The organism is Azospirillum brasilense, from assembly GCF_022023855.1.
GTDB lineage: Bacteria > Pseudomonadota > Alphaproteobacteria > Azospirillales > Azospirillaceae > Azospirillum > Azospirillum brasilense_F.
The window spans coordinates 259820-283316 of the sequence record NZ_CP059450.1 but is presented as its reverse complement, the minus strand read 5'-3'; the positions used below and the strand labels follow the sequence as shown (position 1 = coordinate 283316).

Annotated in this window: 16 protein-coding genes, 1 tRNA gene and 1 pseudogene; 13 read left to right on the top strand and 5 right to left on the bottom strand. The window is 63.6% G+C overall.

All coding sequences use genetic code 11. The annotated features are described in order from the left end of the window. Window positions 1-126 precede the first annotated feature (126 nt). From H1Q64_RS14625 to H1Q64_RS14595, 7 genes are all read left to right on the top strand, one after another. On the top strand, window positions 127-2862 hold the full coding sequence (locus H1Q64_RS14625; protein ID WP_237905912.1) for a DUF4159 domain-containing protein: 2736 nt from the start codon (window positions 127-129) through the stop codon (window positions 2860-2862). Next, on the top strand, window positions 2859-4958 hold the full coding sequence (locus H1Q64_RS14620) for a hypothetical protein (RefSeq protein ID WP_237905911.1): 2100 nt from the start codon (window positions 2859-2861) through the stop codon (window positions 4956-4958). Before H1Q64_RS14625 ends, H1Q64_RS14620 begins: the two co-directional genes overlap by 4 nt. Window positions 4959-5037: 79 nt before the next feature. Next, window positions 5038-5112: transfer RNA gene (locus H1Q64_RS14615), tRNA-Gln, on the top strand. A gap of 367 nt (window positions 5113-5479) precedes the next feature. Further along, window positions 5480-6772 carry a TniQ family protein gene (locus tag H1Q64_RS14610; protein WP_237904049.1) on the top strand — a complete coding sequence of 431 codons (1293 nt, stop codon included), beginning with the start codon at window positions 5480-5482 and terminating at the stop codon, window positions 6770-6772. Window positions 6773-6833: 61 nt separating this feature from the next. Beyond that, window positions 6834-7475 (top strand): TnsA endonuclease N-terminal domain-containing protein, encoded by a 642-nt coding sequence (locus tag H1Q64_RS14605; protein ID WP_237904048.1) that lies wholly within the window; start codon window positions 6834-6836, stop codon window positions 7473-7475. Between the two features lie 11 nt (window positions 7476-7486). Further along, on the top strand, window positions 7487-9427 hold the full coding sequence (locus H1Q64_RS14600) for a Mu transposase C-terminal domain-containing protein (RefSeq protein ID WP_237904047.1): 1941 nt from the start codon (window positions 7487-7489) through the stop codon (window positions 9425-9427). Next, entirely contained in the window at window positions 9421-10335 is a 915-nt protein-coding gene (locus tag H1Q64_RS14595; protein ID WP_237904046.1) for a TniB family NTP-binding protein, read from the top strand. Before H1Q64_RS14600 ends, H1Q64_RS14595 begins: the two co-directional genes overlap by 7 nt. A gap of 81 nt (window positions 10336-10416) precedes the next feature. On the opposite strand, the gene H1Q64_RS33850 is transcribed toward H1Q64_RS14595, so the two are convergent. Then, the gene (locus tag H1Q64_RS33850) at window positions 10417-10686 is read right to left on the bottom strand and encodes an HNH endonuclease (protein ID WP_269145393.1); all 270 of its coding nucleotides are present in this window, start codon (window positions 10684-10686) and stop codon (window positions 10417-10419) included. 387 nt (window positions 10687-11073) lie between these two features. Between H1Q64_RS33850 and H1Q64_RS14585 the strand changes: the two genes are divergently transcribed. The 3 genes from H1Q64_RS14585 to H1Q64_RS14575 all read left to right on the top strand — a co-directional run bounded on the left by H1Q64_RS14585 (window position 11074) and on the right by H1Q64_RS14575 (window position 13807). Continuing rightward, window positions 11074-12492 carry a hypothetical protein gene (locus H1Q64_RS14585; RefSeq protein WP_237905910.1) on the top strand — a complete coding sequence of 473 codons (1419 nt, stop codon included), beginning with the start codon at window positions 11074-11076 and terminating at the stop codon, window positions 12490-12492. 95 nt (window positions 12493-12587) lie between these two features. After that, window positions 12588-13109 (top strand): hypothetical protein, encoded by a 522-nt coding sequence (locus tag H1Q64_RS14580; RefSeq protein WP_237905909.1) that lies wholly within the window; start codon window positions 12588-12590, stop codon window positions 13107-13109. Next, the gene (locus H1Q64_RS14575; protein ID WP_237904044.1) at window positions 13106-13807 is read left to right on the top strand and encodes a hypothetical protein; all 702 of its coding nucleotides are present in this window, start codon (window positions 13106-13108) and stop codon (window positions 13805-13807) included. Before H1Q64_RS14580 ends, H1Q64_RS14575 begins: the two co-directional genes overlap by 4 nt. 1048 nt (window positions 13808-14855) lie before the next feature. On the opposite strand, the gene H1Q64_RS14570 is transcribed toward H1Q64_RS14575, so the two are convergent. Both H1Q64_RS14570 and H1Q64_RS14565 read right to left on the bottom strand, forming a co-directional pair. Further along, window positions 14856-16415 (bottom strand): KAP family P-loop NTPase fold protein, encoded by a 1560-nt coding sequence (locus tag H1Q64_RS14570; protein ID WP_237905908.1) that lies wholly within the window; start codon window positions 16413-16415, stop codon window positions 14856-14858. 11 nt (window positions 16416-16426) lie between these two features. Further along, complete coding sequence (locus H1Q64_RS14565; RefSeq protein ID WP_237905907.1) at window positions 16427-17746, bottom strand: hypothetical protein; 1320 nt, start codon at window positions 17744-17746, stop codon at window positions 16427-16429. 37 nt (window positions 17747-17783) lie between these two features. On the opposite strand from H1Q64_RS14565, the gene H1Q64_RS14560 reads away from it, so the two are divergent. Further along, window positions 17784-18170 (top strand): hypothetical protein, encoded by a 387-nt coding sequence (locus H1Q64_RS14560; RefSeq protein ID WP_237904040.1) that lies wholly within the window; start codon window positions 17784-17786, stop codon window positions 18168-18170. A gap of 103 nt (window positions 18171-18273) precedes the next feature. Here H1Q64_RS14560 and H1Q64_RS14555 read toward each other — a convergent pair. After that, window positions 18274-18417, bottom strand: a pseudogene (locus H1Q64_RS14555) (IS110 family transposase); the annotation flags it as partial. Window positions 18418-18822: 405 nt separating this feature from the next. Here H1Q64_RS14555 and H1Q64_RS14550 point away from each other — a divergent pair. Continuing rightward, the gene (locus H1Q64_RS14550) at window positions 18823-20817 is read left to right on the top strand and encodes a site-specific integrase (RefSeq protein ID WP_237905906.1); all 1995 of its coding nucleotides are present in this window, start codon (window positions 18823-18825) and stop codon (window positions 20815-20817) included. 1097 nt (window positions 20818-21914) lie between these two features. Next, a complete protein-coding gene (locus H1Q64_RS14545; RefSeq protein ID WP_237905905.1) occupies window positions 21915-22193 on the top strand; it encodes a hypothetical protein in 279 nt (92 codons plus the stop codon). A gap of 685 nt (window positions 22194-22878) precedes the next feature. Here H1Q64_RS14545 and H1Q64_RS14540 read toward each other — a convergent pair. After that, window positions 22879-23214, bottom strand: coding sequence for a hypothetical protein (locus tag H1Q64_RS14540; protein WP_237905904.1), 336 nt, complete (start codon window positions 23212-23214; stop codon window positions 22879-22881). Between the last annotated feature and the right edge of the window lie 283 nt (window positions 23215-23497).

The following is a 23497-nucleotide window of genomic DNA, read 5'->3' as shown; positions in this document are numbered from 1 at the left end:
CTCCCTCCCCCGCTTCGCAGGGGAGGGCCAAGGCGCAAAATCCCCTCCCCTGCGAAGCGGGGGAGGGTTAGGGAGGGGGCAGCGCCCCAGCACCCGATTTCCCATCCTCCAACAGCGTAGACGCCGATGCTGGGTTTCGGACCGATCGCCTTTGCCGTTCCGTGGGTGCTGGCCGCCCTGGCCGTCCTGCCGGTGCTGTGGTGGCTGCTGCGCGTCACGCCGCCGGCCCCGCGGGTGGTGCGCTTCCCCGCCATCCGGCTGCTGCGCGACCTGACGGCGCGGGAGGAAACTCCCGCCCGCACCCCGCTGTGGCTGCTGATCCTGCGCCTGATCGTCGCCGCGCTGCTGATCCTGGCGCTGGCCGGGCCGCTGCTGAACCCGCGCGCCGCCCTGCCGGGCAGCGGGCCGCTGCTGCTGCTGGTCGACAACGGTTGGGCGTCGGGCCGCGACTGGACGAGCCGCCGCGCCGCCATGGAGGAGTTGGTGTCGCAGGCGGAGCGGCAGAACCGCCCGGTCGTCCTGCTGCCGACCGCCCGGCCCGCCGGGGGCGAGGCGGTCAAGGCCAGCCCGCCCCTGTCCGCCTCGGAAGCCCGCCGCCTGATCCAGGCGCTGGAGCCCCACCCCTGGCCAAGCGACCGCGCCGGCGCGCTGGAGGCGGTGCGCGGCCTCGCCGCGCGCGGCTCCGCCCACACCGTCTGGCTATCGGACGGCATCGGCGACCGCACCGCCCGCGGCCTCGCCGAGACGCTGCAGCGCATGGGCTCGCTGGAGATTCTTGATGATTCCGCGGAGAAGCCGCCCCACCTGCTGCTTCCCCCGTCGTCGGAGGGCGCCGGTCTGACGGCCCGCGTCGTGCGCGCCGACGCCTCCCGTCCGGAAAGCGTCACCGTGCGCCTGTCCGGGGCCGACGGCCGCCTGCTGACCCGCCAGCCCGTCGCCTTCGACGCCGGGCAACTCACCCGCGAGGTGCGCTTCGAGGTGCCGGCGGAATTGCGCAACGACGCCGCCAGCCTGCGCGTGGAGAACGACACCACCGCCGGGGCCACCGTCCTGCTCGACGAGCGCTGGCGCCGGCGCCCGGTCGGGTTGGCCTCGGGCCGCGCCAACGGCGAGAACCAGCCGCTGCTCTCCGACCTGCACTATCTGGAACGGGCGCTGGCCCCCTACAACGAGGTGCGGCGAGGCGAGCCGGACGAGCTTCTCAAGCGCGACCTCGCCGTGCTCGTGCTGTCGGACATCGGCGCCCTGACCGGACAGGAGGCCCAGACCATCGAGGATTGGGTGCGCAAGGGCGGCGTTCTGCTGCGCTTCGCCGGGCCGCGGCTGGCCCAGAATCCGGACCGTCTGGTCCCCGTGCGGCTGCGGCTGGGCGACCGCGCCCTGGGCGGCGCCCTGTCCTGGTCGGAGCCGGCGAAGCTCCAGCCCTTCGACGGCCGCAGCCCCTTCGCCGGCCTGCACATCCCCGACGACGTCGCCGTCTCGCGGCAGGTGCTGGCCGAGCCGGCTCTGGACCTCGCCGACCGCACCTGGGCGCGGCTCCAGGACGGCACCCCCCTGGTCACCTCGGAAAAGCGCGGAGACGGCTACATCGTGCTCGTCCACACCACCGCCAGCCCGGAATGGTCGAACCTGCCGATGTCCGGCCTGTTCGTCGACATGCTGCGCCGTCTGGTGACTCTGAGCGGCGGCGTCGCCGGCGGCGCCCATGGCGGCACGCTGGAGCCGCTGGAGGTGCTGGACGGCTTCGGCCGGCTGGTGCCGCCGCCGGCCGCCGCCTTCCCCATCGCCGGGGACGCCGGGGCCGACGTGCTCGGCCCACGCCACCCGCCGGGCTTCTACGGCACCGAGGAGGCCCGCCGCGCCTTGAACCTGACCGCCACGCTGACCCGGATCGAGCCATTGGGCGCCATGCCCGGCGGGGTCGCCCGCGGCCCCTACGGCACGCGGGGCGAGGTGGCGCTGAAGCCAGCGCTGCTCGGCATCGCGCTGTCGCTCGCCATGATCGACCTGCTGATCGCCCTGATGCTGCGCGGCCTGCTCGGCGGCTTGCGGTTCGGCGGCAAGCGTCGCCGCGCCGGGGCAACCGCCGCGGTCCTGCTGACGCTGGGGGCGGCTCTTCCCATGGCCGCGGCGCCCTGGCAATCGGCCCGCGCCGACGACGCGCAGTCGACCAAGGTGACGGCGGAAACCTACCTCGCCTATGTGCGCACCGGCAACGGAACGGTGGACGACACCTCGCGCGCCGGGCTGGAAAGCCTCGTGGACGTGCTGACCCGCCGAACCGCGGTGGAAGCCGCCGGGGCGGTGGGCGTCGATCCGGAAACCGACGAGCTGGCCTTCTATCCCCTGCTCTACTGGCCGGTGTCCGGCGGACAGCGCGCGCTGAGCGACCACGCCCGCGCCCGGCTGAACGAGTACATGCGCAACGGCGGCACCATCCTGTTCGACACGCGCGACCAGTCGGCAGGCGCCGTCGGCGGCAACCAGGCGCTCCAGGGCATGGTGCAGGGGCTGGACATCCCGCCGCTGGCCCTGGTGCCGCCCGACCATGTGCTGACCAAGTCCTTCTACCTGCTGAACGACTTCCCCGGACGCTACAACGGCGGCAATCTGTGGATCGAAGCGCGCGAGGGCCGCGCCAACGACGGCGTGTCCCCGGTCCTGATCGGCGGCAACGACTGGGCTGCGGCCTGGGCGGCGAACCGCAACGGCCAGCCGCTCTACGCCGTCGTCCCCGGCGGGGAGCGGCAGCGCGAGATGGCCTACCGGTTCGGCGTCAACCTCGTCATGTACGCGCTGACCGGCAACTACAAGGCCGATCAGGTCCATGTGCCCGCGATCCTTGAGAGGCTCGGCCAGTGACCCTGCTTGACGGAACCTCCATCGCTCTGGCGCCGCTGCTGCCCTGGATATTCTTGGTGCCGCTGTTCGTGGTGGCTCTGGCGATCCTGGCACTGGCCGTCTTCCGCCGGGCGCGCGGCGTCTGGCTGCGCGCGCTGGCGGTGGCGGTGCTGGCGCTCGCCCTGATCAATCCGTCGCTGGTGCAGGAGAAGCGGGAGCCGATCAAGGACGTTGCCGTCGTCGTGCTCGACGCCTCGCCCAGCCAGAACATCGGCGACCGCCGCGCCCGCGCCGAAGCCGAACTGGAGCGCCTGACCGAGCGGCTGAAGTCCTTCGACGACCTGGAACTGCGGGTGGTCCGCGCCGGCGACGCGGAATCCGGCGCCTCCGCTATCAACGAGACGCACCTGTTCGACGCGCTGAACCGCGCCATGGCCGACGTGCCCCGCCGCCGCATGGCCGGGGCGGTGCTGATCACCGACGGGCAGGTCCACGACGTTCCGGAAAACCTCGCCCGGCTGGCCGAAATCGGCCCGGTGCACACGCTGCTGACCGGCAACCGCGACGAGGGCGACCGCCGTCTTGCCATTGTCCAGGCGCCGGCCTACGGCCTCGTCGGCAAGCCGGTGGAGCTGACCATCCGCGTGGACGACATGCCGCGCCGCCAATCGGCCGACGCGGCGGTGACGCTGCGCCAGGACGGCGGGCCGCCGCGCACCATCCGCGTGCCCGTGGGCCAGGACTTCCACATGGAACTGCCGGTCAACCACGGCGGCCAGAACGTGTTGGAAATGGAGGTCGAGGCGGCGCGGCAGGAGCTGACGCTCGCCAACAACCGCACCGCCGTGGTGGTGAACGGGGTGCGCGACCGCCTGCGCGTCCTGCTGGTTTCCGGCGAGCCGCACGCTGGCGAGCGGACGTGGCGCAACCTGCTGAAGGCCGACCCGTCGGTCGATCTCGTCCACTTCACCATCCTGCGCCCGCCGGAGAAGCAGGACGGCACGCCGATCCGCGAGCTGTCGCTGATCGCCTTCCCGATCCGCGAGCTGTTCGAGATCAAGCTGGACGAGTTCGACCTGATCATCTTCGACCGTTACCGCCGGCGCGGAGTGCTGCCGCAGATGTATCTGGAGAACATCGCCGAGTACGTGCAGAAGGGCGGCGCCCTGCTGGAGGCGTCCGGCCAGGGCTACGCCACCCCGCTGTCGCTGTTCCGCACGCCTTTGGGCCAAGTGATGCCGGCGGAGCCGACCGGTCAGGCCATCGACCGCCCCTTCAAGCCGACCGTGACGGAGGTCGGCCGCCGCCACCCGGTGACCGCCGGACTGCCCGGCGACCGCCCGGACGGCGAACCGAACTGGGGCCGCTGGTTCCATCAGGTGGAGGTCGTGCCGGGCAACGGCGCGGTGGTGATGAACGGCGCCGACGACCGGCCGCTGCTGATCCTTGACCGCGTCGGCAAGGGCCGGGTGGCGCAGCTGGCATCCGACCAGATGTGGCTGTGGAGCCGGGGCTTCGAGGGCGGCGGCCCGCAGGCCGAGCTTCTGCGCCGCCTCGCCCACTGGCTGATGAAGGAGCCGGAGCTGGAGGAGAACGACCTGCGCGCCCATGTGGACGGCAACCGCGTCACGGTGGAGCGCCGTTCCCTGGAGCCCGACCCGCGCAGCATCACCCTCACCACCCCCTCTGACGAGACCCGGACGCTGGAGATGACCGAGGACCGCACCGGCCGCGCCAGCGCCACCGTTGTCGCCGGCGAGCCGGGCATCTACCGCATCACCGACGGCGAGCGCACGGCGCTGGCCGTGGTGGGGGCCGTCAACCCGCCGGAACTGGCCGACGTGCGCTCCACCGGCGACCGGCTGTCGGGCGTCGCCGACGAGACCGGCGGCGGGGTGCATTGGATTTCCGACACGGAGGGCGGCGTGCGCCCCGGCATCGACGTGCGCCGCACCCGTCCCGACCGGACGCAGACCGGCAACGACTGGATCGGCCTGCGCGCCAACGGCGACTTCACGGTGACGGGCGTGTCCGAGGTGCCGTTGCTGCCGGTGGGCGCGGTGCTGGCCCTAGCGCTGGGCGCGCTATTGATGGCGTGGCGTCGCGAGGGGCGGTAAGGGTCAACGAAGCTGTTGCAATCGGGTCGGGTTTCCGCTTATGGTCCCGACCCTTCCGGCGCTGATCGCGCCGTTCGGTTGGGGCGTCGCCAAGCGGTAAGGCAGCGGTTTTTGGTACCGCCATTCCCAGGTTCGAATCCTGGCGCCCCAGCCATTTTCAGCCACCCTCCGCGAAAAACACGGGACTTCTGTCAGTTCCCCCTATAGATGCGAGTTAACAGCTATAGGTGAGAAGTTGACAGCTTTAGATGCGAGCTGCGCTCGCTCGGTAAAGCAAAATACGTCACGACGACAATAGCTTAGCGCCTTGCGGCCGAACATCGTCCCGAATGTCCTTTCGCCGGCCACTTCGGAGACGCTTGCCGGATACTCGCATCTATTGATGTTACCGCGCGCACTCTGCGCCGCCCCGACCGGGGCTCGTTCCATCGCGCATTCCGATTGACCTCCTGCTCCGTGGCAAAGACCCGCGCCGTCGAATACCGATGTTGGGCATCGACGGACGACGGAGGCGGCCGGACATGGTGTGGACGACGAGCGGTTTGTGGCCTTGGCGCCCGGCGCTGTTGCCGGACGAGACCTTCTCCTCCTGGTTTGCCCGGCTCGCCGCCGGCAATGGCCTGTACCCGGCCGAGCTTTACCGGCTGGTCAAGCCCGGCGCCCATCCGCGCCCACGCGACCTCGACCGCTACGTGGAGCCAGACCTCCAGGTCACCTTGGCCGAGCGCACCGGGGTCGATCCGGAGGCGTTGCGGCAGGCCACCTTCATCCGCTGGGCGGGCCTCGTCTTCGAGGAAGATGACGGCCGCAACAAGTTGGCTTGGCTGCCACTGGCCGGCACCGAGGATTCCAAGCGGTCCTTCGGCCAGCAGGTCTGCCCGGCTTGCCTGAGTGAGGACACCGTCCCCTATCTTCGGCTCTCCTGGCGTCTCGGTTTCGTGACGGCCTGCCCCCGGCACCGCAAGCTCCTGATCGACCGCTGTACCGGCTGCGGCGAGCCGGTGCAGATCCTGCGCACCATCCCCGACAAGGGCGTCCGCTGCTGGAAATGCGGTACCGATTTCGCACGAGCGCCTCAGGACGCTTTGCCCGATGCCTCGGAACTGGAGCGCCAGCAACAGCTCCTCGACATCACCGCGACCGGCTGGACGAGCCTTGGCGCATACGGACCTGTCTACTCCTTCGTCTACTTCCGGGTGCTCATGCTGGTGTTCCGGCTGCTCGCCACCGGCCGCCACGCCGACCCGCTGCGAACCTGGATCGCAGCCCGGCGTGGTGACTCTCCGCCAAACGTGCCCCGGATCAAGCAGGTAGAACTACTGAACACGCGGTGCCGGCACGAGCTGCTCAACATGACGGCCGAACTGCTGGCGGACTGGCCGAATCGGTTCGTCGACGCCTGTCGGGGTGTCGGTGTCACCAACCGTCATCTGATCAAGGGAGACCGGCATTATCCCTTCGCCTTCGCCCACGCTGTGGAATGGAACCTGAGCGAGACCGTGCGCGCGGTCACCGAGGACGAGATGCGCGCCGGAATGGCCTATCTGCGGGGGAATGAGCAACAACCGACATTCCGCGCGCTGGTCGACCTTTTTGGCGTCAAGCCGACGGCGCACCGCTCGCTAGCCGAGCCCGCATCGGTCCGCACGCCTTACGGCCAGGGCCGATACTGGAAGCTGGACGGGGTATCGAGCGACATACGGCTCGCGGCACGCGAGGCGGCCAACCGTTCCGGCGAGAGTGTCGCTGCCTGGGTCGAAAAGGCTCTGCGGAGCGCACTTGAATCACCACACGGAAATACAACCGGCGCTTGACCGACGGCCGAAGCCGTGATTCATATCAGAATATTCCATATGGTTAATGGAGCGCGGTCCAATGCCTGTCCGCTCTATACCCCTGAGCCACAGCAGCGTCACCGGGCGTCTGGCGTCCCGACCGAATCAGCCGGCCCTTGCCTTCGAATCGTCGCTGGAGCGTGATTTCGCTATCCTCCATCTCTTCGACCCGACGGTCGAGAGCGTCGAGGAACAGCCGGTGCGCATCGACTACACGGCGCCGAGCGGTCGCAATACTCACTACACCCCCGATTTCCTGGTGCTCTACCGGCCAGGTGGTCCATCGGCCCGCCTCGTTGAAGTGAAGTACCAAGCCGAACTTGACCGCAAGGCTCTGCGCTACGCTGCGCGTTTCGAGGCTGCCCGTCAGTATGCCGCCGCTCGGGGATGGGCCTTCGAGGTGGTGACGGAGACGGCGATCCGGACGCCGCGGCTGGAGAATGCTCGCTTCCTCCTGCAGTACCGGCATCGGCCTGCCGATCCCGGCCGATGCCGGCGACTGCTGGACGCGCTGAACGCGATCACGACGACGGCGGCTGGTGATCTGCTCCGGTCGGCATTCACGACGTTGAGCGAGCAGCAACTGGGCCTGCCATGTCTCTGGCATCTGGTCGCAACGGGCAGGATCACCGCGGACCTCGATTGTCCGCTCACCATGAACACCGTGCTGCAGACGGCGTAAGGGGGGTGCGCATGGCCGCCAAGCTCAGTTACCGCCCGAAGTCGAAGGTGCTCCACCGCGACCGCGTCTGGACCATCGTGCGGGCTGTCACGCCGACCTCGGTGCTGATCGAGGACACCACCGGCGAGACCGATGTCGTCAGTGTGACCGACCTCCAATCGCCGGAACCGAAGGAGGTCGAGGCAGCACGGCGGTCTTCACCAAGGCCCAAGGATGAGCAGAGCCTTGCCGAAGCCAAAAGACGGATGGAGATTATCAAACCCCTGCTCGACGTGCCCGAAGGCCGTACGGAGGCCGTTGAAGCCGCCGCAAAGTCCGCCGGTATCAGCACGGCCACCCTCTTCCGCTGGATCAAGCTCTACCGTGACGGCGGTCAGCTCTCCTACCTCGCACCGCTGCGTCGTGGCCGGGCAATGCCGTCCAGACTCGACGCGAAGGTGGAGACGATCATTCAAAGCGTGATCGACGAGTATTACCTGACCCGTCAGCAGCGCAGTGGGACGAAGGCGATTGAGGAGGTGGAGCGCCGCTGCCGCGCCGCCGGTCTCAAACCGCCGCACGCCAACTCGATCCGAAAGCGGCTCCGTGCAGTCCATCCACGTGATGCCCTAGCCAAGCGTCGCGGACGCAAGGAAGCGCGTGACAAGCACGGAGAGGTGAAAGGCGAGTTCCCAGAGGGACGCTGGCCACTCGACGTTGTCCAGATCGACCACACCCTCCTGGACCTGATCCTGGTGGACGAGGAGTTTCGGCAGCCCATTGGCCGGCCCTGGCTGACCCTGGCGATCGACGTCTTCAGCCGCATGGTTGTCGGCTATCACATCTCGTTGGACGCTCCGAGCGCATTCGGCGTCGGCTTGTGCCTGTGCCACGCCTTCCTGCCCAAGGAAGCGGAACTCGACCGGCTCGGTATCAAGGGCGAATGGCCGGTCTGGGGTATCATGACGAAGATCCACGCCGACAACGGAAAGGACTTCCGAAGCGCCACGCTGAAGCGGTCATGCGAAGAGTACGGTATCGACATCCAGTGGCGGCCGGTGCGCACCCCGCATTTCGGCGGTCATATCGAGCGGCTGATGGGCACTGTGGCGAAGGAAATCCACGCCCTGCCCGGCACCACCTTCGCGAACCCGAAGCAGCGCGGCGAGTACGACTCGGACGCCCGGTCAATTATGACCCTGCCGGAAATCCGGCGGTGGCTGGTACAGTTCATCGTCGGCGTCTACCACAAGCGCGAGCACCGCGGCATCGGCATGCCGCCGATCGAAAGGTGGCGCGAGGGGATCCTCGGCAACGGGAGGCAAAAGGGAACCGGCTTGCCGGAGCCAGTATCCGATCCGCGACGCCTGCGGATCGACTTCCTGCCCTTTGAAGAGCGGACCGTCCAGCGCGACGGCATCGTCTGGGACAAGGTGGCCTACTACGGCGACGTGATCCGTCCGTGGATCAACGTCTCTCTCGGCCGGCAGAAGCGCAAGTTCGTGGTGCGGCGCGACCCCACCGACATCAGTCGCGTCTACGTGCTCGACTCCGACCAGAACGAGTACTTCGAAGTGCCCTACCGCGACCTGACCAAGCCGTCGATCTCGATCTGGGAATATCGGGCGGCCGAAAAGTTCCTGAGCGACCGCGGCATCAAGGGCGCCAATGAGGACGAGATCTTCGAAGCTCGCCAGGAAATGCTGCGGATTGAGGAGGAAGCCCAGAAGGAAACCAAGCGCAAGCGGCGGAACCGTGAACGCAAGAAGCACCATGCCGAAATCGCGCTGCCTCCCGCGCCCTCTCCCGATCCACCCTCAGACGACCGTCGTAACGACGGCCACCTCTCGCTTGTCGTGGACAACACGGCTTCGGCCGTGAAGCCCGACCGGGGCAAACCGCGGGGCAGCGATTCGGATTTCGACTTTGATTTCGATGAGCACGACGTGAAAACAGGGGTGGAAGAATGGTAAGCGTCCCACAGCCTCACCCCAACGGCGCTGTCTCAGTGCCTCCTCCGGATGATCCCAGCTGGGAACTGCATGAGCGTCTACGCTCTATCCGGAAAGTCCGGTGGATCGACTACCCAGTGGCGACAGCGGCGGTCGAGCGATTGACCAAGCTGATCGACGGTCCCCAGACCCACCGGCCGCCGTGCTGCCTGATCTACAGCGACACCAACAACGGCAAGACGACTGTTTGCCTAAAATTTGCCCGCGACATAAACGGAACGGCCGAAAGCGATGCCGGCGAATGTGCAGAGGTCCCTGTGCTGATGGTCCAGGCCCCCGCACATCCCGACATCGGCGGCCTCTACGACGCATTCCTGCGCCGTCTGAATGCCCCATACCTTGCCACTGCGCGCGCCGACCGGAAATACGACCAAGTACTGCGCCTGCTGCCACAGGTCGGCGTGCGCATGATCGTGATTGACGAGATTCACCACATCCTTGCCGGCAAGGTCGATCAGCGCAGCATTTTCCTGAACTCGGTGAAGGCCCTGAGCAACGAGTTGCGCATTCCCATCGTAGCCGTCGGCACTCAGGACGCCCTGCGCACCTTCCAGACGGACCAGCAGCTCGGCAACCGATTCGAGCCCTTCCATATCCCAAGATGGACCATTGGCAAGGACTACGCTCTTTTCCTGGCCCGCCTGTGCGAGGCCATGGGATTGCAGCAGGAAAGTAACTTCCACTCTCGACAGCTTGTGAGCCGCTTTCATACCATGAGCGAAGGTCTAACGGGCGAAACTTGGAAGCTAATGACCGCAGCAGCAGAGACTGCGATCACAAGTGGAAAAGAAGCTATTGACACGGAACTGATGGAACACTTGCCATGGATCGCTCCAAGCGAAAGAAGGAAGACGTGGAAACCACTATAGCTGCACACGTGCGTTCCGAAATCACTACGAGTTTATTTCTACATAAGCATCGATATGATCATATTATACCAGAAATATTTCTCAAAAAGCGTCATCCTTACCCAGTTCATCAAAAATAATATTCGCCCCCTTTTTAAAATTACATCTATAACATAATGGCCTAACATTATTAATATTGTTGCTCCCACCTAACATTAGCGGGATTATGTGATCTTTTGTCCATTTATGCCTGTATCTAGCGTTTGGACGTGGTGGTATTTCAGTCCAAAGTATGTTGCAGCCGGGGCACGCAGGATATAAGGCAATCTTTTTGCTCCACTCTGCTGCGGTATGCGAGCCACCATTTTTCATGGCGCGCAATCGATACTGTAAAGCACGAAACTGACGGCAGCTCCTACAATAACGTTTTGAGCGGGCACCACTGCTTGGCGTCCAATATCCAAAGTTACTTCCGCCACATTTACGGCATTTCGAGCCCGTTACTTGGCTACCCATGTTGCTCAACCCATTTTCTAGCAAATTATTTCTTTTTCATTCATTGCGCATTACAGGACTATATCCAAATTCTACAATTTGGATCGGCCAAGGGCCGCTTCACCCAATGAACTGGCTCTAAGATTCCTCCAGATTTGCATGATTCGGACAGAAGTGCTACGCATATCCGATATGGAGAGTGGGACCCACTACATACAACCATATGCGACCCGACAGTGGGCAGCGAACAGAAGGACCGCAAGATTGGCACGCATCAAATTTCCGATTCTTCGTCACATTGCGGTCCATGGATACGACCTATACCCCGGAGTGCGTGCAAACGCGGGGTTCGAAAAGCATTTCCAATACGGCGTCAACGTGGCTGTTGGTATTAACGGTGTCGGCAAAACGACCCTACTAAACATGGTAATGCGCTCTTTGCTCGGTCCTTGGGACCCGAGCAAAGCCGAAGCAGACGAACCAGGGCGAAAGCAGTCTGGGCTCACATTTCGCTCGAAGTTCCCCTTCTTCGCCCAGCGCGTCACTGATGGAGCCGAAGAGGCGGAAATTGCAGCAACATTCCAGTTCGGTACCGATGAGGTGACCATCTGTCGGCGTTTAAAGAACCTTAGACCCAAGTGGTACACTCTCAACGGTTTTCGCGTTGATCAGCCGAGTGAGGAAGAAATATTTGGCCACCTATGCAAGCTTTCAGGGGTTTCGGAATCCATCGCTTATGATGAGCAGCGGCATTACGAGTTTGACTTCCTAGTCCGTAACCTAATATTCTTCCTTGAGGGTAAGGTTTCTCTCGTTTGGCGCCCTGCAGGGCAATTTGTAGCTCTGCGAATTCTTTTTGTTGATGAAGAATTATCGCAAAAAATTGCTAAGTCCAGGAACGATTTGCTGGCACTTGACAGCGCCTATAGGAATTTTCGTTGGCAAGCAGGGTCCGCCGAAAAGCGCTTACATGAAGAGCTAAAGAAAGAAGCAACGCCAGCATTGGTCAAGCGCCGCGAGCTTGTAGTCCGCGAGATTAAGGACGCGGAGGATTCCTTTGAGATTACAAAGCATGAATTGATTGAAATTGAAAAGCTAATCGAGCAGTCTGGACCAGCGCTGCTACTGCAGCGACACAATGTCATGAAAGCCTCAGAGCGTGCGACACGTGCTGAGGCAGATCATTATCATGCAGCCTTCCACTCAATCCGATCGCCGGCAGACGTGTACATTGAAGCAATCCTCGCGGAAGAGGGGTGCAAGGTATGCGGGACGGGCACTCCAAAAGTAAGGGAGCGTGCGGCGGCCCTGCTTGAAGCTCATCAATGTCCGGTGTGCGAGTCGCACATCGATATGCCGGTTGAAGCCGAAGGGCTCGTAGCAAGGCGGCTTGAGGAATTGTTGGGTGCCCAAAAAGCGCTTCAGGCCTGTCAGTTGCAGCTTCGGGAGATGGAAGAGAAACATCGTCAATTAACTGCATCGTACGACGAACTAGTGATGGCTTGCGGCCGTTTGACTGAGGTTATCAGGGCCAAGCGGGCGGAACTCATCCAAATCGAGGCAACATTCCCGGACCAAGAGCAGATGTCCGAACTCCAGAAGGAACGGGATTTCTTCGAAGCAAGAATCAAAGGTTATAAGGCAGAACTCGAAAAGACGGCTCGTTTCCACGAAAACTGGTAATCTCTGCATCAGCTCGCATCGATGAGGTGAGGGGGCAACTGATACAAGCATTCCAACACTACGCTAACGAATTCCTTATTGAAGAATGTCAGCTGGTGTTTGACATGCGCCGAGGCAGGGTCGCCCAGGAAGACCCAGAGATTGAATGGCCGACTTTCAGAGTGCAGATGACGTCAGGCGATCAAGGCCCTCCCATGCTTCGGGACGGCGACGAGCAGGTCTCAGAGTCTCAGCGCGAGTTCATCGAACTCGCCTTCAGAATGGCGTTACTTGAAGTTGCCAGCACTGATCAACCCTCGATGCTGGTGGTCGAGACGCCAGAGGCTAGCCTAGACGCACCATTCGTCGAACGAGCTGGCGCGCTAATCCGGGAGTTTCTCGGAAAACACGAACAAAACGTTTTACTTGCCTCCTGCAATCTGAATGGCGAACGCATGATTCCCGCCCTTTTGGGGACGGATAACCTTGAACACCCCAGCCCACTAACTCGAGTTGATCGACTCCGACATATTTTGAGGTTGACCGATATTGCTCGGTTGCCCCGCGCCTACGCCAAATTCAAAGACCATTACGATGCCGTGTTTGAAGAAGCACTCGAGGGTGCGGGCTACCCATGATGCCGAACTACTTTTCCCTCGAAGCATCACAACCAGAAACCCTTGCAAAGCTCAGCTACGGTGGCGGCTTTGAGAGACTTTCAACTTGGTTGCTATTTATGCTTTCTGGAGCGCGTAGAACTGGGCTGGCACCGTTGGACGCCAATCGGCTTCATCTACTACTATTTTACGGCGCCGTGCTTACACCCGTATACGGATTGGAGCAGCCCGTTCCACTCATCGTCAAAGTTGACGATGCCCCATATTACCCTGAAGCTCAGGAAGCTGTGGAGCGACTGGTTGTTTCTGGCATGGTAATAAATCTTGGGCGTCGCCGCATCGGGAGGAACAACACTGGGCACAAGCGTCTCGAAAATGACAGGTATGATTTAGCTTCACCCGGGCTCGCGCTTGTGGAGCTTCTCCGGCGACCACCTGCCAGTGAGCGTCTTTACAGCTTCGCCCATGATCTTTGCAAAGGTTTTTCGGAAATCGGCGAGATGAGCGCCGAAGACGTGGCTGCAGAAGACGCCCTATTACGGGACGATAGCCTACAAAACAAATCCAGTGCTTGGATCAAGCGGACTGGGACAAACCGCGTTTTGGAAGCCGCTAGATGGATAGCCGATTACGAGGAGGCGGGGGGCCGCCCCAATAAACGAGAGGAAGTAGCGCTTTATTTCCTCTACCTACAGGAATTGCGACGGAGGGCCGCCTGATGCCATTTCGGAACGAAGAGGTACGGCAGTCCGTACGGTCAAGGCTACAACTCCGGCACGAGAACCCGGCTTCTGAATTGGAGTTCCTTGAGAACTGCATGCGTAAAGTGGCTGATTGGCGGTTGGGGTCTGCTTCTCCCCAGGGCCCGTTTATGTTAGTCCAGGATGAGCAAGGGCCAGACGCGGCGGGCAGCGCTGCCCCGCAGTTAGTCAATCTGACTATGGCCGCTCCACCATCCCCAGGGGACGTATTCTTCTGTGATGACCGCCTAAAAAATTGCCAACGATACCCGGGGCTCATGACAGATCCCTCCCGGGCGTGGGACGCAGCGACGACTGTCCAGAAGAACACCAAAGCTTACGTCCTATTCGACCAGGCGCAGGATCGGGTCGTTATCATGTCGCCCCTATTCCCAGGAGAACTAGTGTTCCACCTTGCCGGATCGCAGTCTGGGGCATGGAGCCTCGAAGCGCTAGAAAGTAGGATTGGCGCTTTCGCTGACCTACACCTATTTGGGCAGCCCCTTAGCGGATTCATATATTCAGGTAACAAGCTGCAGGAAGGCGGTAGGGAACTTTGCCGCAATGCACTACTTCTCTATCTGTGCGCTACCTTAAGGGCGCCCGGTGTCTACTATCGTGCTATCGAAGGGAGGATCGTTGCGATACGGGGGCCTATAGGTGGGGGGAGGCCTGTTGCGGCGACTTGGGCGATCGGCACGAGGATCTGTCGGTCTTGGCAATGGTCTAAAGATCATGCTGCGAGATACGTCAACTCGGCTGCCCGGAGAATGGCTGCGGCGAACATTCCTTGGGCCCAGGTGGCATTTATCACAGCATGCGAGAATGCAGATGACGTGGCCGACCCGACGAATAGGGTAACGCTGCGCCATGTGGCATAGGATTACCTTTACCCAGGAGTCTCCTCCTGCCGGAGTTCTCGGTCGGGCTGGAGGAGATTCCTGGATGAACGCTTCAAAATGCAGGGAACGTGAGACAGATAAAGACTTCCCGCTGAATTTTGGCAAGAAGTCGCCTGTTTGGGTCACTATACATGGTGACGTGAAGAACTTCCAACCTCGGCAAGCCGGGGAGGAACAGCGACGACCTCAGATAGTGCCGCGAAAATACGGTGGAAAACAGCGATCATTTCAGGATCGCGGCAATGGTGGAGACTTCGGCCTTCAAACGCGCCGGCGTTAATAAATTCGTCAGCGCCTTCCCTAAAAGACATTGGGCCAGCTTTAAGGTTTTCTGGTCTAGCGAGTTGTCCAAATCGTGTCATGAATGCCGACAGAGAGAGGATTTTCCACTGGTCTGCCGGGCTTTTGCCATCGTAAATCTCCCACAGCCGATAAGCAGCAATAGCATGATTGGTAGCAACGACACGCTCCCGCAAGTTCTCGGGCAATAACTTATTAAAAGCCATGCGCATATTATTATCGATTTCCAGGGACATCTGCATCGTGCTCTTCCTACTCCGACACACCCAACTTAGGAGACGAGCGGCCGAAAAAAGCAACATGAACATAAGTGGGATTAGCGCGAGCTGTGGCGCAGGCCCAAAGCCGCTGTATGCCCATGCTAATGCCCATGCCATACAGGTCGCTATCGCCGCGGCATCTAACAAAGGCCATCGCCCAGATGCTAAATAAGCGCGAGCACCATCAGTTATCTTTGGCTGCTTCCATTCCATCTTAGGCGGTGGCAAGTTTAGGGAGAGCGTAAACGTTTTCTGCAGATGCTCCGCTGCACGCTTCGTGGCAAGTACGGATTCCTCTTGACCCTCCCTAAGAGCTTCGGCAAGTCTGTCGCGAACCACTTTATAATCAAAAGCGATAACGAAGCAGAAATATTTAGCCATGGGATGCGTAGAAATTTGGCTAATGGCATTGACCATTTCTAGCACCCTCGCCGGCGCACACCGATCTAAATCTTCGAGCATGATCACGAACCGCCCCCGATTTGGCAACGAGGACGCATAGATGTCAATTTCCTCTGCAAAGTGTGAAAGCGCTCCAGCGCGCTCCGCTGCGGGAGCAGAGATCACGTTGCCAAGGGCATTGGCAAGCGGCCTCGCAGATCTCGCTATCAAAGCAAAGGCCGTACTGACAACGACAGGGAGTGTAAGCTTTGCGATATCCCCGGAGAAAACCTGAGATATATCACCTAGCTTTTCAGGACGCGTGGCCCAAATAGCGATGCCAAGCAACGGCGGGAACAAAATAGCGAAAAGCACAGGAAAACTAATGCGCTTTGCGCGTGCCCAAACAACACTGGCCCACGATCCCGCCCAATCAGCACGAATTGACATCGCTATGCGGAATAGTATTGCAGACAGAAGTTGGTCGGCGCCTTGGGTATACCACGCACTTACCCAGACGATCCGGTATTTCCGTCTATTTTCGAGCGAGGCCGCGAGCATACTTAATACCGAAGATTTTCCTTCGCCAAACCGACCGTTTACGCCAAGCACCACTGGACCGTCAGGATCGGCCGCATCAATGACGTCGGCAAGAGCGGCGGCGAACTCGGCACGGCCATAAGCATCGCCAGCGGTCCCGCCGATAGATCCCGCGCTTCGAAGCCTTAAGTTACCGATGGTCACAGGCTCCTCCTTCAACGCGCTACTTCAAAAACTAGAAGGTCTTCAGCCAGCTTGTGCTGCCCGCCCTGTTGTGCACTAAGGCGCATCGCGCGAAGTGATTGCTGAGCGCGAAGTTGAAGGCCAAGATTCTTACCCAAATCCACCAGAATCTCTGGTATGTCAATCGTAAGGCCTGCGTAGCTGCTACCTCCGACTACGATGGCAACGCCTCCACCAGGGATAACGCGAGACGCTAACCCCTCCAACAACTCCTCCATGTCGGCACAATACGAGACAATCATATCTGGAATATTCCGGTTCCAGAGTGCCTCACGGCGAGCAGAAAGCGCTTCATAGGCATCATCGAGGATGGCCGACGATGCCTGAGGCTTACGACCGGTCCTATGCACCTGGACGTGCGAATGAATTGTCGAGCCTCGAAGGACTGTATTGTCGTGTTTCGCAGACAGATAACCTAACATCCATAGTTCCAGATTGTAGATGTCAGTATAGTCGAAGCTGTTTGGGTAGGGTGGCGAGAACAAGGCGCAGTCTATAGGCTCAAGATCGTGGACGCGTTGTCTTGCGTCACCTTCTAAAAGCCGAACCTTCCCCGTGCGACGTGAGCCAAAACGTGCAATATCACTAGCAGCATCCAAGCAAGCCTTTTTGAATCTGCTCTCGACTTCATACGCAGTTACACGCCGCCCTTTCCAGCCACTCCGATAGCGACGGCCTTTTCCGTTTATCACGACGTTGCTGACGCCAACCAACACTGATCCAAGAAGGACCCGGAATAAAGGCGTATGGGCCGGCGCCGCTTGCATCTCAATGATTTGTAGAAATGAAAGCACACGTCCTGCGACATCTCTGTTAAAAACCCACCTATCCGCCACTCCAGGCTCCACCAGAGTAGCCGGACCGCCAGCAATTCTATTGAAATCTGGCGTCGGAGGCGGGGCATTTAGCACCTTAGCAATGTCTGCATAAAGAGCATCGAGTTGATAATCGGCGTTTTTTGCTCTAATAAGATCGGCAAGGAATGGATTAACCTCGATTGTTTGACATTCCATATTCATCATTGAGCATGTGAGAGAAGTTGTGCCACTGCCACCGCAGGGATCAGCTACACGTTTTACCTCTCTTGGCATTGCCTTTAAGGCTTGAATGACCAACTTCGGAGAGAATGCTTCTTTAAAGTGAAACCACCTCTGGAAGGGCAGCTCCGCGGAACCAACGTTCGACGATAACACTGCGCTGCCATGCCCACTAAGCCAGGAGTTCAAGCGAACAGCCCTTAACGGCGCCAGCGGATCGCCGGCGAGTGGTAAGTCCTCCAGAATCAGATCCACCATTGCCTCCTTATTTCGAAATATGTATTCTCCGAATATGCCACGGCCAAGCGAAGAAGACAAGCTGTCCGAGATCGAGCTATCACGCTTACGCGAGATGGTTGATCGCGGTCGCCAAGTGTATGGAAGCAGTAGAAATTTTGCGCTCGCGGCGGGTGTAAGCCCATCCGCCGTTAGCCAAGCGATGCATGGTCGCTTAGTTGCGAAAGCTCGACACTCCTTGCGAATTTTGAATTTCGAATTTCGCGATGACGCTACAGAGGCCGGGGTCGAACCCAATATGGTTAATCGGCAAACAGCTGGCGTGCTTGATGAAGAGCTGATGGTGGCAATTTCGGCAGTAACTGGTGACACCCACAGAGGTCGCCGGGATCTGCTGAAAATGTTGCGGGCTGCAGCCGATCTAAAGAACACCAAGAAATGAGCTTGATGTAGGCATAGTATCGTCCGCGTCTTTTTCGTTTAGTCTCAGCAATTATTATCGAAATACTTCCCATGGGGCCATAGCATCGAATCAGCTATGACGATAGAAAGCCTCGCGGGTGCTGGCGGGACTTGCCCAACACCTGCAACGCCGTCGCCCGAGCCCGGATCAAGTCGCGCATCGCCTCGTGGGCCCCGTCGGGTACCCACACGGCCGTCAGCTCGCCGGCCCGGTGCAACTTGGCGAGCATAAGTACATATCCGCGTCACTCACCGGATGCATACAGTTCGCCTGGATCGGCAACGCCACCGGCGTTCGCTGTTCCCCGTCGTGGATAGCGAGTCGAAACACGGATTGTCAGCCTTGGGAAGCCTCTGCCGTGAGTCAGCGCCACCATAGGACGAAATCACTTATAGCTGTCACGTTGCTTGTCCCTCGCAAATAAAGATGTGCCGTATTGTCATCTAATGCCATGTAACGGCCGTTAAAGGTTTACGCTGCTCGCATCAACAGCTGGAAACGACAACTTCCGGGCACTTAGCCACTGGCCACACGGCCGGCGGGGGCTCGGGCGCGCGCTGTAGCACCGGCTGTACCACACGGTGCCCCACCGCCGATTCCCAGCCGCCGCCCCGGCCGGCGCGGAGGACGCATGCTGCCCACCCCCCATCTGTTCCAGCGCGGCACCGTCTGGTGGTGGCGCCGGCGCATTCCGAAAAATTTTTCCGCTTATTTCCGCCGGCGCGAAACCGTCGTCTCGCTGCGGACAAACATTCCCGCCGAGGCGCTCGCGCGCGCCGCCCGGCTCCGGGCGGCGACCGACGCGCTGTTCGACGGAGTGCGGCAGGCGATGGCCCTCGGGCTGACGATGAGCAAGGCGCAGATGGACGCCATCATCCTCGATCTCGTCCACCACGAGATCGAAGCGGCGGAACTCGCCCGCGCGCTCGCCCCGCCGCGCAGCCCCGGCGAGGCCGAAGCCGCGGTGGCCCGTGCCCGCGCCCTGCGCGGCGAGATGCAGGCCGCCCTGCGCCTGAACGAGCTCGACGCCGCGCGCGGCCCCCTCGACGCCACGCTGGCCCGGCTGCAGATGGCCCTGGCGCCGGAGATGCCCGATTACCGGCTGCTGCTGCGCAAGGCCGCCTGGGGGCTGGCCAACGAGGTGGCGAGCGCCCACGAGCAGCACGAGAGCGGGACCTCCGCCACCGGCGCCTTCTTCGCCCCGCCGGCCGCCGCCGCGGCGCCGGGCGCCCTGGTCCTGGCCACCGCCACGGGGCCGGCGCCGGCGGCCCCGGCGCCGCCGGTGTCATGGCCGCGGGAAGCGGCGGTGCCCGAGCCGCCGGCGGCGCCCGCCATGCCCCCCGCGCGCCCCGCGCCCCCCGAGGACCGCGCGGCGCCTCCCGCCGCCGGCGCGGAAGCGCCGCCCGCGGCCGTCGGCGTGCCGCCGCCGCGCTCCTCCACCCTGACGATCGGTGAGGCCTTCGACGGCCTGATCGCCGAGAAATCCTCGTCGGCGTCCTGGGTGACGAACATGCGCCGCAAGGTCGAGGCGTCCCGCCGCCTCTTCGTCGAGGCGGTCGGCGACCGGCCGCTCGACACGATCGAGCCGGAGGACATCGACCGGTTCCGCGCCATCATCGAGCGGCTGCCGGCGAACCACGGCAAGAGCGCCCAGGACCGTCGGACGGCCAGCGACGTCGCCGACGCGACCGACGCCGAGGAGCAGGACCGGATCGACGAGCTGGAGGAACGGCACCAGTTGGGCGAGCTGACGCGCGCGGACTTCGTCGAGAGGCGCGACCGCCTGCGCATCCGGCGGTTGACCTCCACGACGCTCAACCTGCACCTGGACCGCGTCAAGGCCGCCATCGACTGGGCCATCAAAAAGAAGCGCTTCGCCGGCCCCAACCCGGCGCAGGGCAAGCGTCTGGACGACGGAGAACGCGACGCGCGGGACCGCGACGTGCCGCGGCGCGACCGTGAACCCTGGGGGCACGACGGCGTGCGCGCGCTGTTCGCCTCGCCGGCGTTCCAGGGCGACGGCCTGCGCACCGACGCCTTCTTCTGGGCGCCCCTGGTCACCGCCCACGCCGGGCTGCGGCCGGAGGAGGCGCTGCAGCTCCACGTCGCCGACATCCACCAGAAGGACGGCGTCTGGTGCTTCCGCGTCTGCGACGGGCCGGGCAAGACCTGCAAGACGCGGTCCTCCAAGCGGGACGTGCCCATCCACCGCATGCTGCTCGAGCTCGGCATCCTCGAGCTCGCGGCGCTGCGGCGCCGGGAGAACGTCACCCGTCTGTTCGCCGACGTCGAGCGCGGCGCGTCCTACGAGAGGTTTTCCGACCTGTTCAGCAAGGACTTCGGCCGGTACACGCGCGCGCACGGTCTCTACCGGCCCGGAAACGACCACTACTCCCTGCGCAAGGACTTCAACGTCCGCCTGCGCGAAGCGGAGGTGGTGGTCGGCGCCCGCAAGCGCCTCATGGGGCACTCGATCAAGGACCTCACCGACGGGACCTACGATCCCGCCGGAGAGACGATGGCGAAGCTGCGCGAATACGTCAACCGCATCGACCATGGCGTGCGCGTCGGCCCCAACCGCCGCCTCCACATCGAGCCCCTCGCGGACGACGCCCCGGCGGCCTGACCGCGCCGCCGGCGGCGCGGTCCGGACACCCCCGATGCGCGGCACGGCCGCGCGCGCTCCCACGGCGCCGGACCGCGGAGCGCAAAAGGGCGCGGGACCGGCCGTCGGCACCGGAGGGCCCTCCGGCCACTCGCTGCCCGGCGGCCACACCAAGCCGCCGCCGCAACGGGATCGGACACCGCGCCGCCCGGCGACGGCGGAGCACGGAATCGCGGCCGACCACGCCCGGCGTCCACCCCGCCGCCGGAGCGGCCCGCAGGAGCCAGGGCCGGCGCCGCCCGGACCGCGTGGCCGACCGGCACCGTCGTCCGCCGCGGGCGCCAGAGCGTCGTAGGGGCCGGGAGACGGGGCTGGGACGGCTGACCAGGGCTGCCCCCGCCCTCAGAGAGCGCCCCAGGGCACCGCGCCGATCCCCGCCGCCGCGGCCACCCCGTCCTGCTGCGGCTCGCCACCACCGGCGTCGGGTCGTCCCGCGGCGATGGCCTCGGCCGGCCTGCGGAGTGACGACGCCGTCGCCGGCCCGCCGACGGGCTTCCCGGCCTGCGGCGGCGGTCCGCCCGCCCATGAACCGGGTGGGCACCGGGCTGTCGCTGGCGACGCCGCGCCGGTGGGCGGCGTTGCCAGCGGCAGCCGGCGCGACTCGGCCGGCGCCCGGCCGCCGACGGCCGCGGATCAGCCTCGCCGGGCGCCCTGACCGGCTCGTCGACCTCGTCTGCCCCTGCGTCCTGTCCTGGTCGCTGCGGCAGGCGATGACGGCCAGGGCCGGCCACCGGCGCGGCGAACGGGGTTCATGCCCGGCACGTGGCATGGTGCGCCGTGACGACGGCCCGGCCACGGCCGTTCCCGGCGGCGCTGCCGGCCGCGCTGGCACGGTCAACGACGAGGCCCGCCGCGAGGGCGCCCTTGTATCCGACGGCACCGGACCGCGTGGCTCCGGACGGATCCGGAACGCCGGCCAAGCGGATCGTGCGCCCCCGGGGCTGGACGCCGGAACGTGCAACGCTGCAAAACCGACGCGCGACCGCCGCGCGCCCGAGCAACCGCTCCGCAGAGAAGCGCCTATCCTCCGTCCAGTCCAACAGCATGGAGTGAGGACGATGGCGCGGTTCCGAATTCCCCTGCCGCCCGGATGGGACGCCACCCGGCGCCCCTGGGTGGTCACGCTCGACACGCAAGACGGCACCATGGCGCTCGCGCCCACCGCGGACGGCGTTGGTGGCGCCGTCGCGCCGTACGGGACGGTCGCTTTGTCGCCGGAAGCCGCGCTGACGGCCCTGGAAACCCTCATGACCACGTCGGACTGGCAACGGGCGTCGCGCCAGGACCAGGGCAAAGCCCTGGTCATGCTCGCCGAGCGCGTCATCGGAACACGCTGACCGGCCGCGCCGCCCCCGATGGAACGCCCCCTCGGTCCGCAGGACGCCGTCACCAGGCACGCCGGGGCGGCGCGGACCGCGGCGTCAACGCGGCAGCCATCCGCCGGAAATCGGGCGGTCGACGCGGCCGGCCCGGACCGTCCGGCACGCCCGCCGACACCAGAGCGCCGGCACCCCCATCGCCCGGCGTTGGCGCGTCCCGCACGCAGGTTCGGAGCGGCCGGGAGGCGGGCGATGTTCGCCGGCGGCGCACAGGAGAGTGCGGCTCGCCGCCGCCGTCCGGCGCCTTCACGAACGGCCTCCCGCGAGGACAGGGACGGGCGCGGTGACCACAGGGCCGGCGCCATCGCCCCACTACGGACCAGAACAGCGCGTTGTGGCCGATCGGAAGGACACGGGCGGAGGTGGCTCACAGGATGATCGGGCCGGTGGCTCAGGAAGCCGTGCCGAAGACCCGCCTCCCCGCGGCGGCCTCGCGTCGCGCGCACCCGCCGGCCCGGGAAGGCTGGCGACGGACCGCCGTTGTCCGTCCGGCCGCAATCGGCGAGCCGACCGGCGCGCTGCAAACCGCTCGTCACACCGGAACGGCCCGGGCGTCAACACCGCCCGAACCGCTCCGCTGCCCTCGGCGTCAGGTGGAGGCTTCCGCCAACAGGTCCCCCTTCCCCAGCCTCCCAAACGCAATCTAAGTGTGTCCGACCAACCGCCTCCGACGCAAACTCCTCAGGCGGTCCTGATGGTGTTGCGCCAGAACCCGGACGTATTGGTCGACGAGCCGCGGAACCATGCGCCGAAGCTGGTCCTGAGTCCGTCGCAGTTGCGCGTGCTGGTGCGCCGTCCAGCCCGCGGGCGCCTCCTTTGGAATTCCGGCGAAGAGCGCCATCAACGCGTACACACGCTCGCAGGTCCGCTCGAACGGCTCATCGGGGGCGGCCTTCGTCACCAGCACCATCTCGAAGGCCCCATTCGAAAAGCGGGTCAGATCCGTCCTGGGCAAGGAGGATTGAACGTTGGGCTGCATCCTTGTGTTCTCCTCACGGCACGTCACCAGACGCGGCCCATAGGGGGCCGTCCCCATGGGCGGCGCCCTGGCCCCGCGGAAAGCCGTGAAGGAGGGTCGGCCGAACAGCCGCCAGCCGCTTACCCCACGATCCGCCGAGGAGCGCCTGATGATGGACACCGTCCCGGCCGGAGGAACCGGCCACGCCATTCGTTGAGTGAAACGGTCTGCGCCTGGGCAGGCAGGTCATCGCGGGCCCCTGAGGGTTCCCGTGATCCCTTCCGATATCCGCCATCTGTCCTGA

Excerpts from the sequence above, each read along its gene's own strand:
- H1Q64_RS14625 (WP_237905912.1), top strand. The coding sequence starts at position 127 with ATGCTGGGTTTCGGACCGATCGCCTTTGCCGTTCCGTGGGTGCTGGCC.
- H1Q64_RS14610 (WP_237904049.1), top strand. The coding sequence starts at position 5,480 with ATGGTGTGGACGACGAGCGGTTTGTGGCCTTGGCGCCCGGCGCTGTTG.
- H1Q64_RS14605 (WP_237904048.1), top strand. The coding sequence starts at position 6,834 with ATGCCTGTCCGCTCTATACCCCTGAGCCACAGCAGCGTCACCGGGCGT.
- H1Q64_RS14600 (WP_237904047.1), top strand. The coding sequence starts at position 7,487 with ATGGCCGCCAAGCTCAGTTACCGCCCGAAGTCGAAGGTGCTCCACCGC.
- H1Q64_RS14595 (WP_237904046.1), top strand. The coding sequence starts at position 9,421 with ATGGTAAGCGTCCCACAGCCTCACCCCAACGGCGCTGTCTCAGTGCCT.
- H1Q64_RS33850 (WP_269145393.1), bottom strand. The coding sequence starts at position 10,686 with ATGAAAAATGGTGGCTCGCATACCGCAGCAGAGTGGAGCAAAAAGATT.
- H1Q64_RS14575 (WP_237904044.1), top strand. The coding sequence starts at position 13,106 with ATGATGCCGAACTACTTTTCCCTCGAAGCATCACAACCAGAAACCCTT.
- H1Q64_RS14560 (WP_237904040.1), top strand. The coding sequence starts at position 17,784 with ATGCCACGGCCAAGCGAAGAAGACAAGCTGTCCGAGATCGAGCTATCA.
- H1Q64_RS14550 (WP_237905906.1), top strand. The coding sequence starts at position 18,823 with ATGCTGCCCACCCCCCATCTGTTCCAGCGCGGCACCGTCTGGTGGTGG.
- H1Q64_RS14545 (WP_237905905.1), top strand. The coding sequence starts at position 21,915 with ATGGCGCGGTTCCGAATTCCCCTGCCGCCCGGATGGGACGCCACCCGG.
- H1Q64_RS14540 (WP_237905904.1), bottom strand. The coding sequence starts at position 23,214 with ATGCAGCCCAACGTTCAATCCTCCTTGCCCAGGACGGATCTGACCCGC.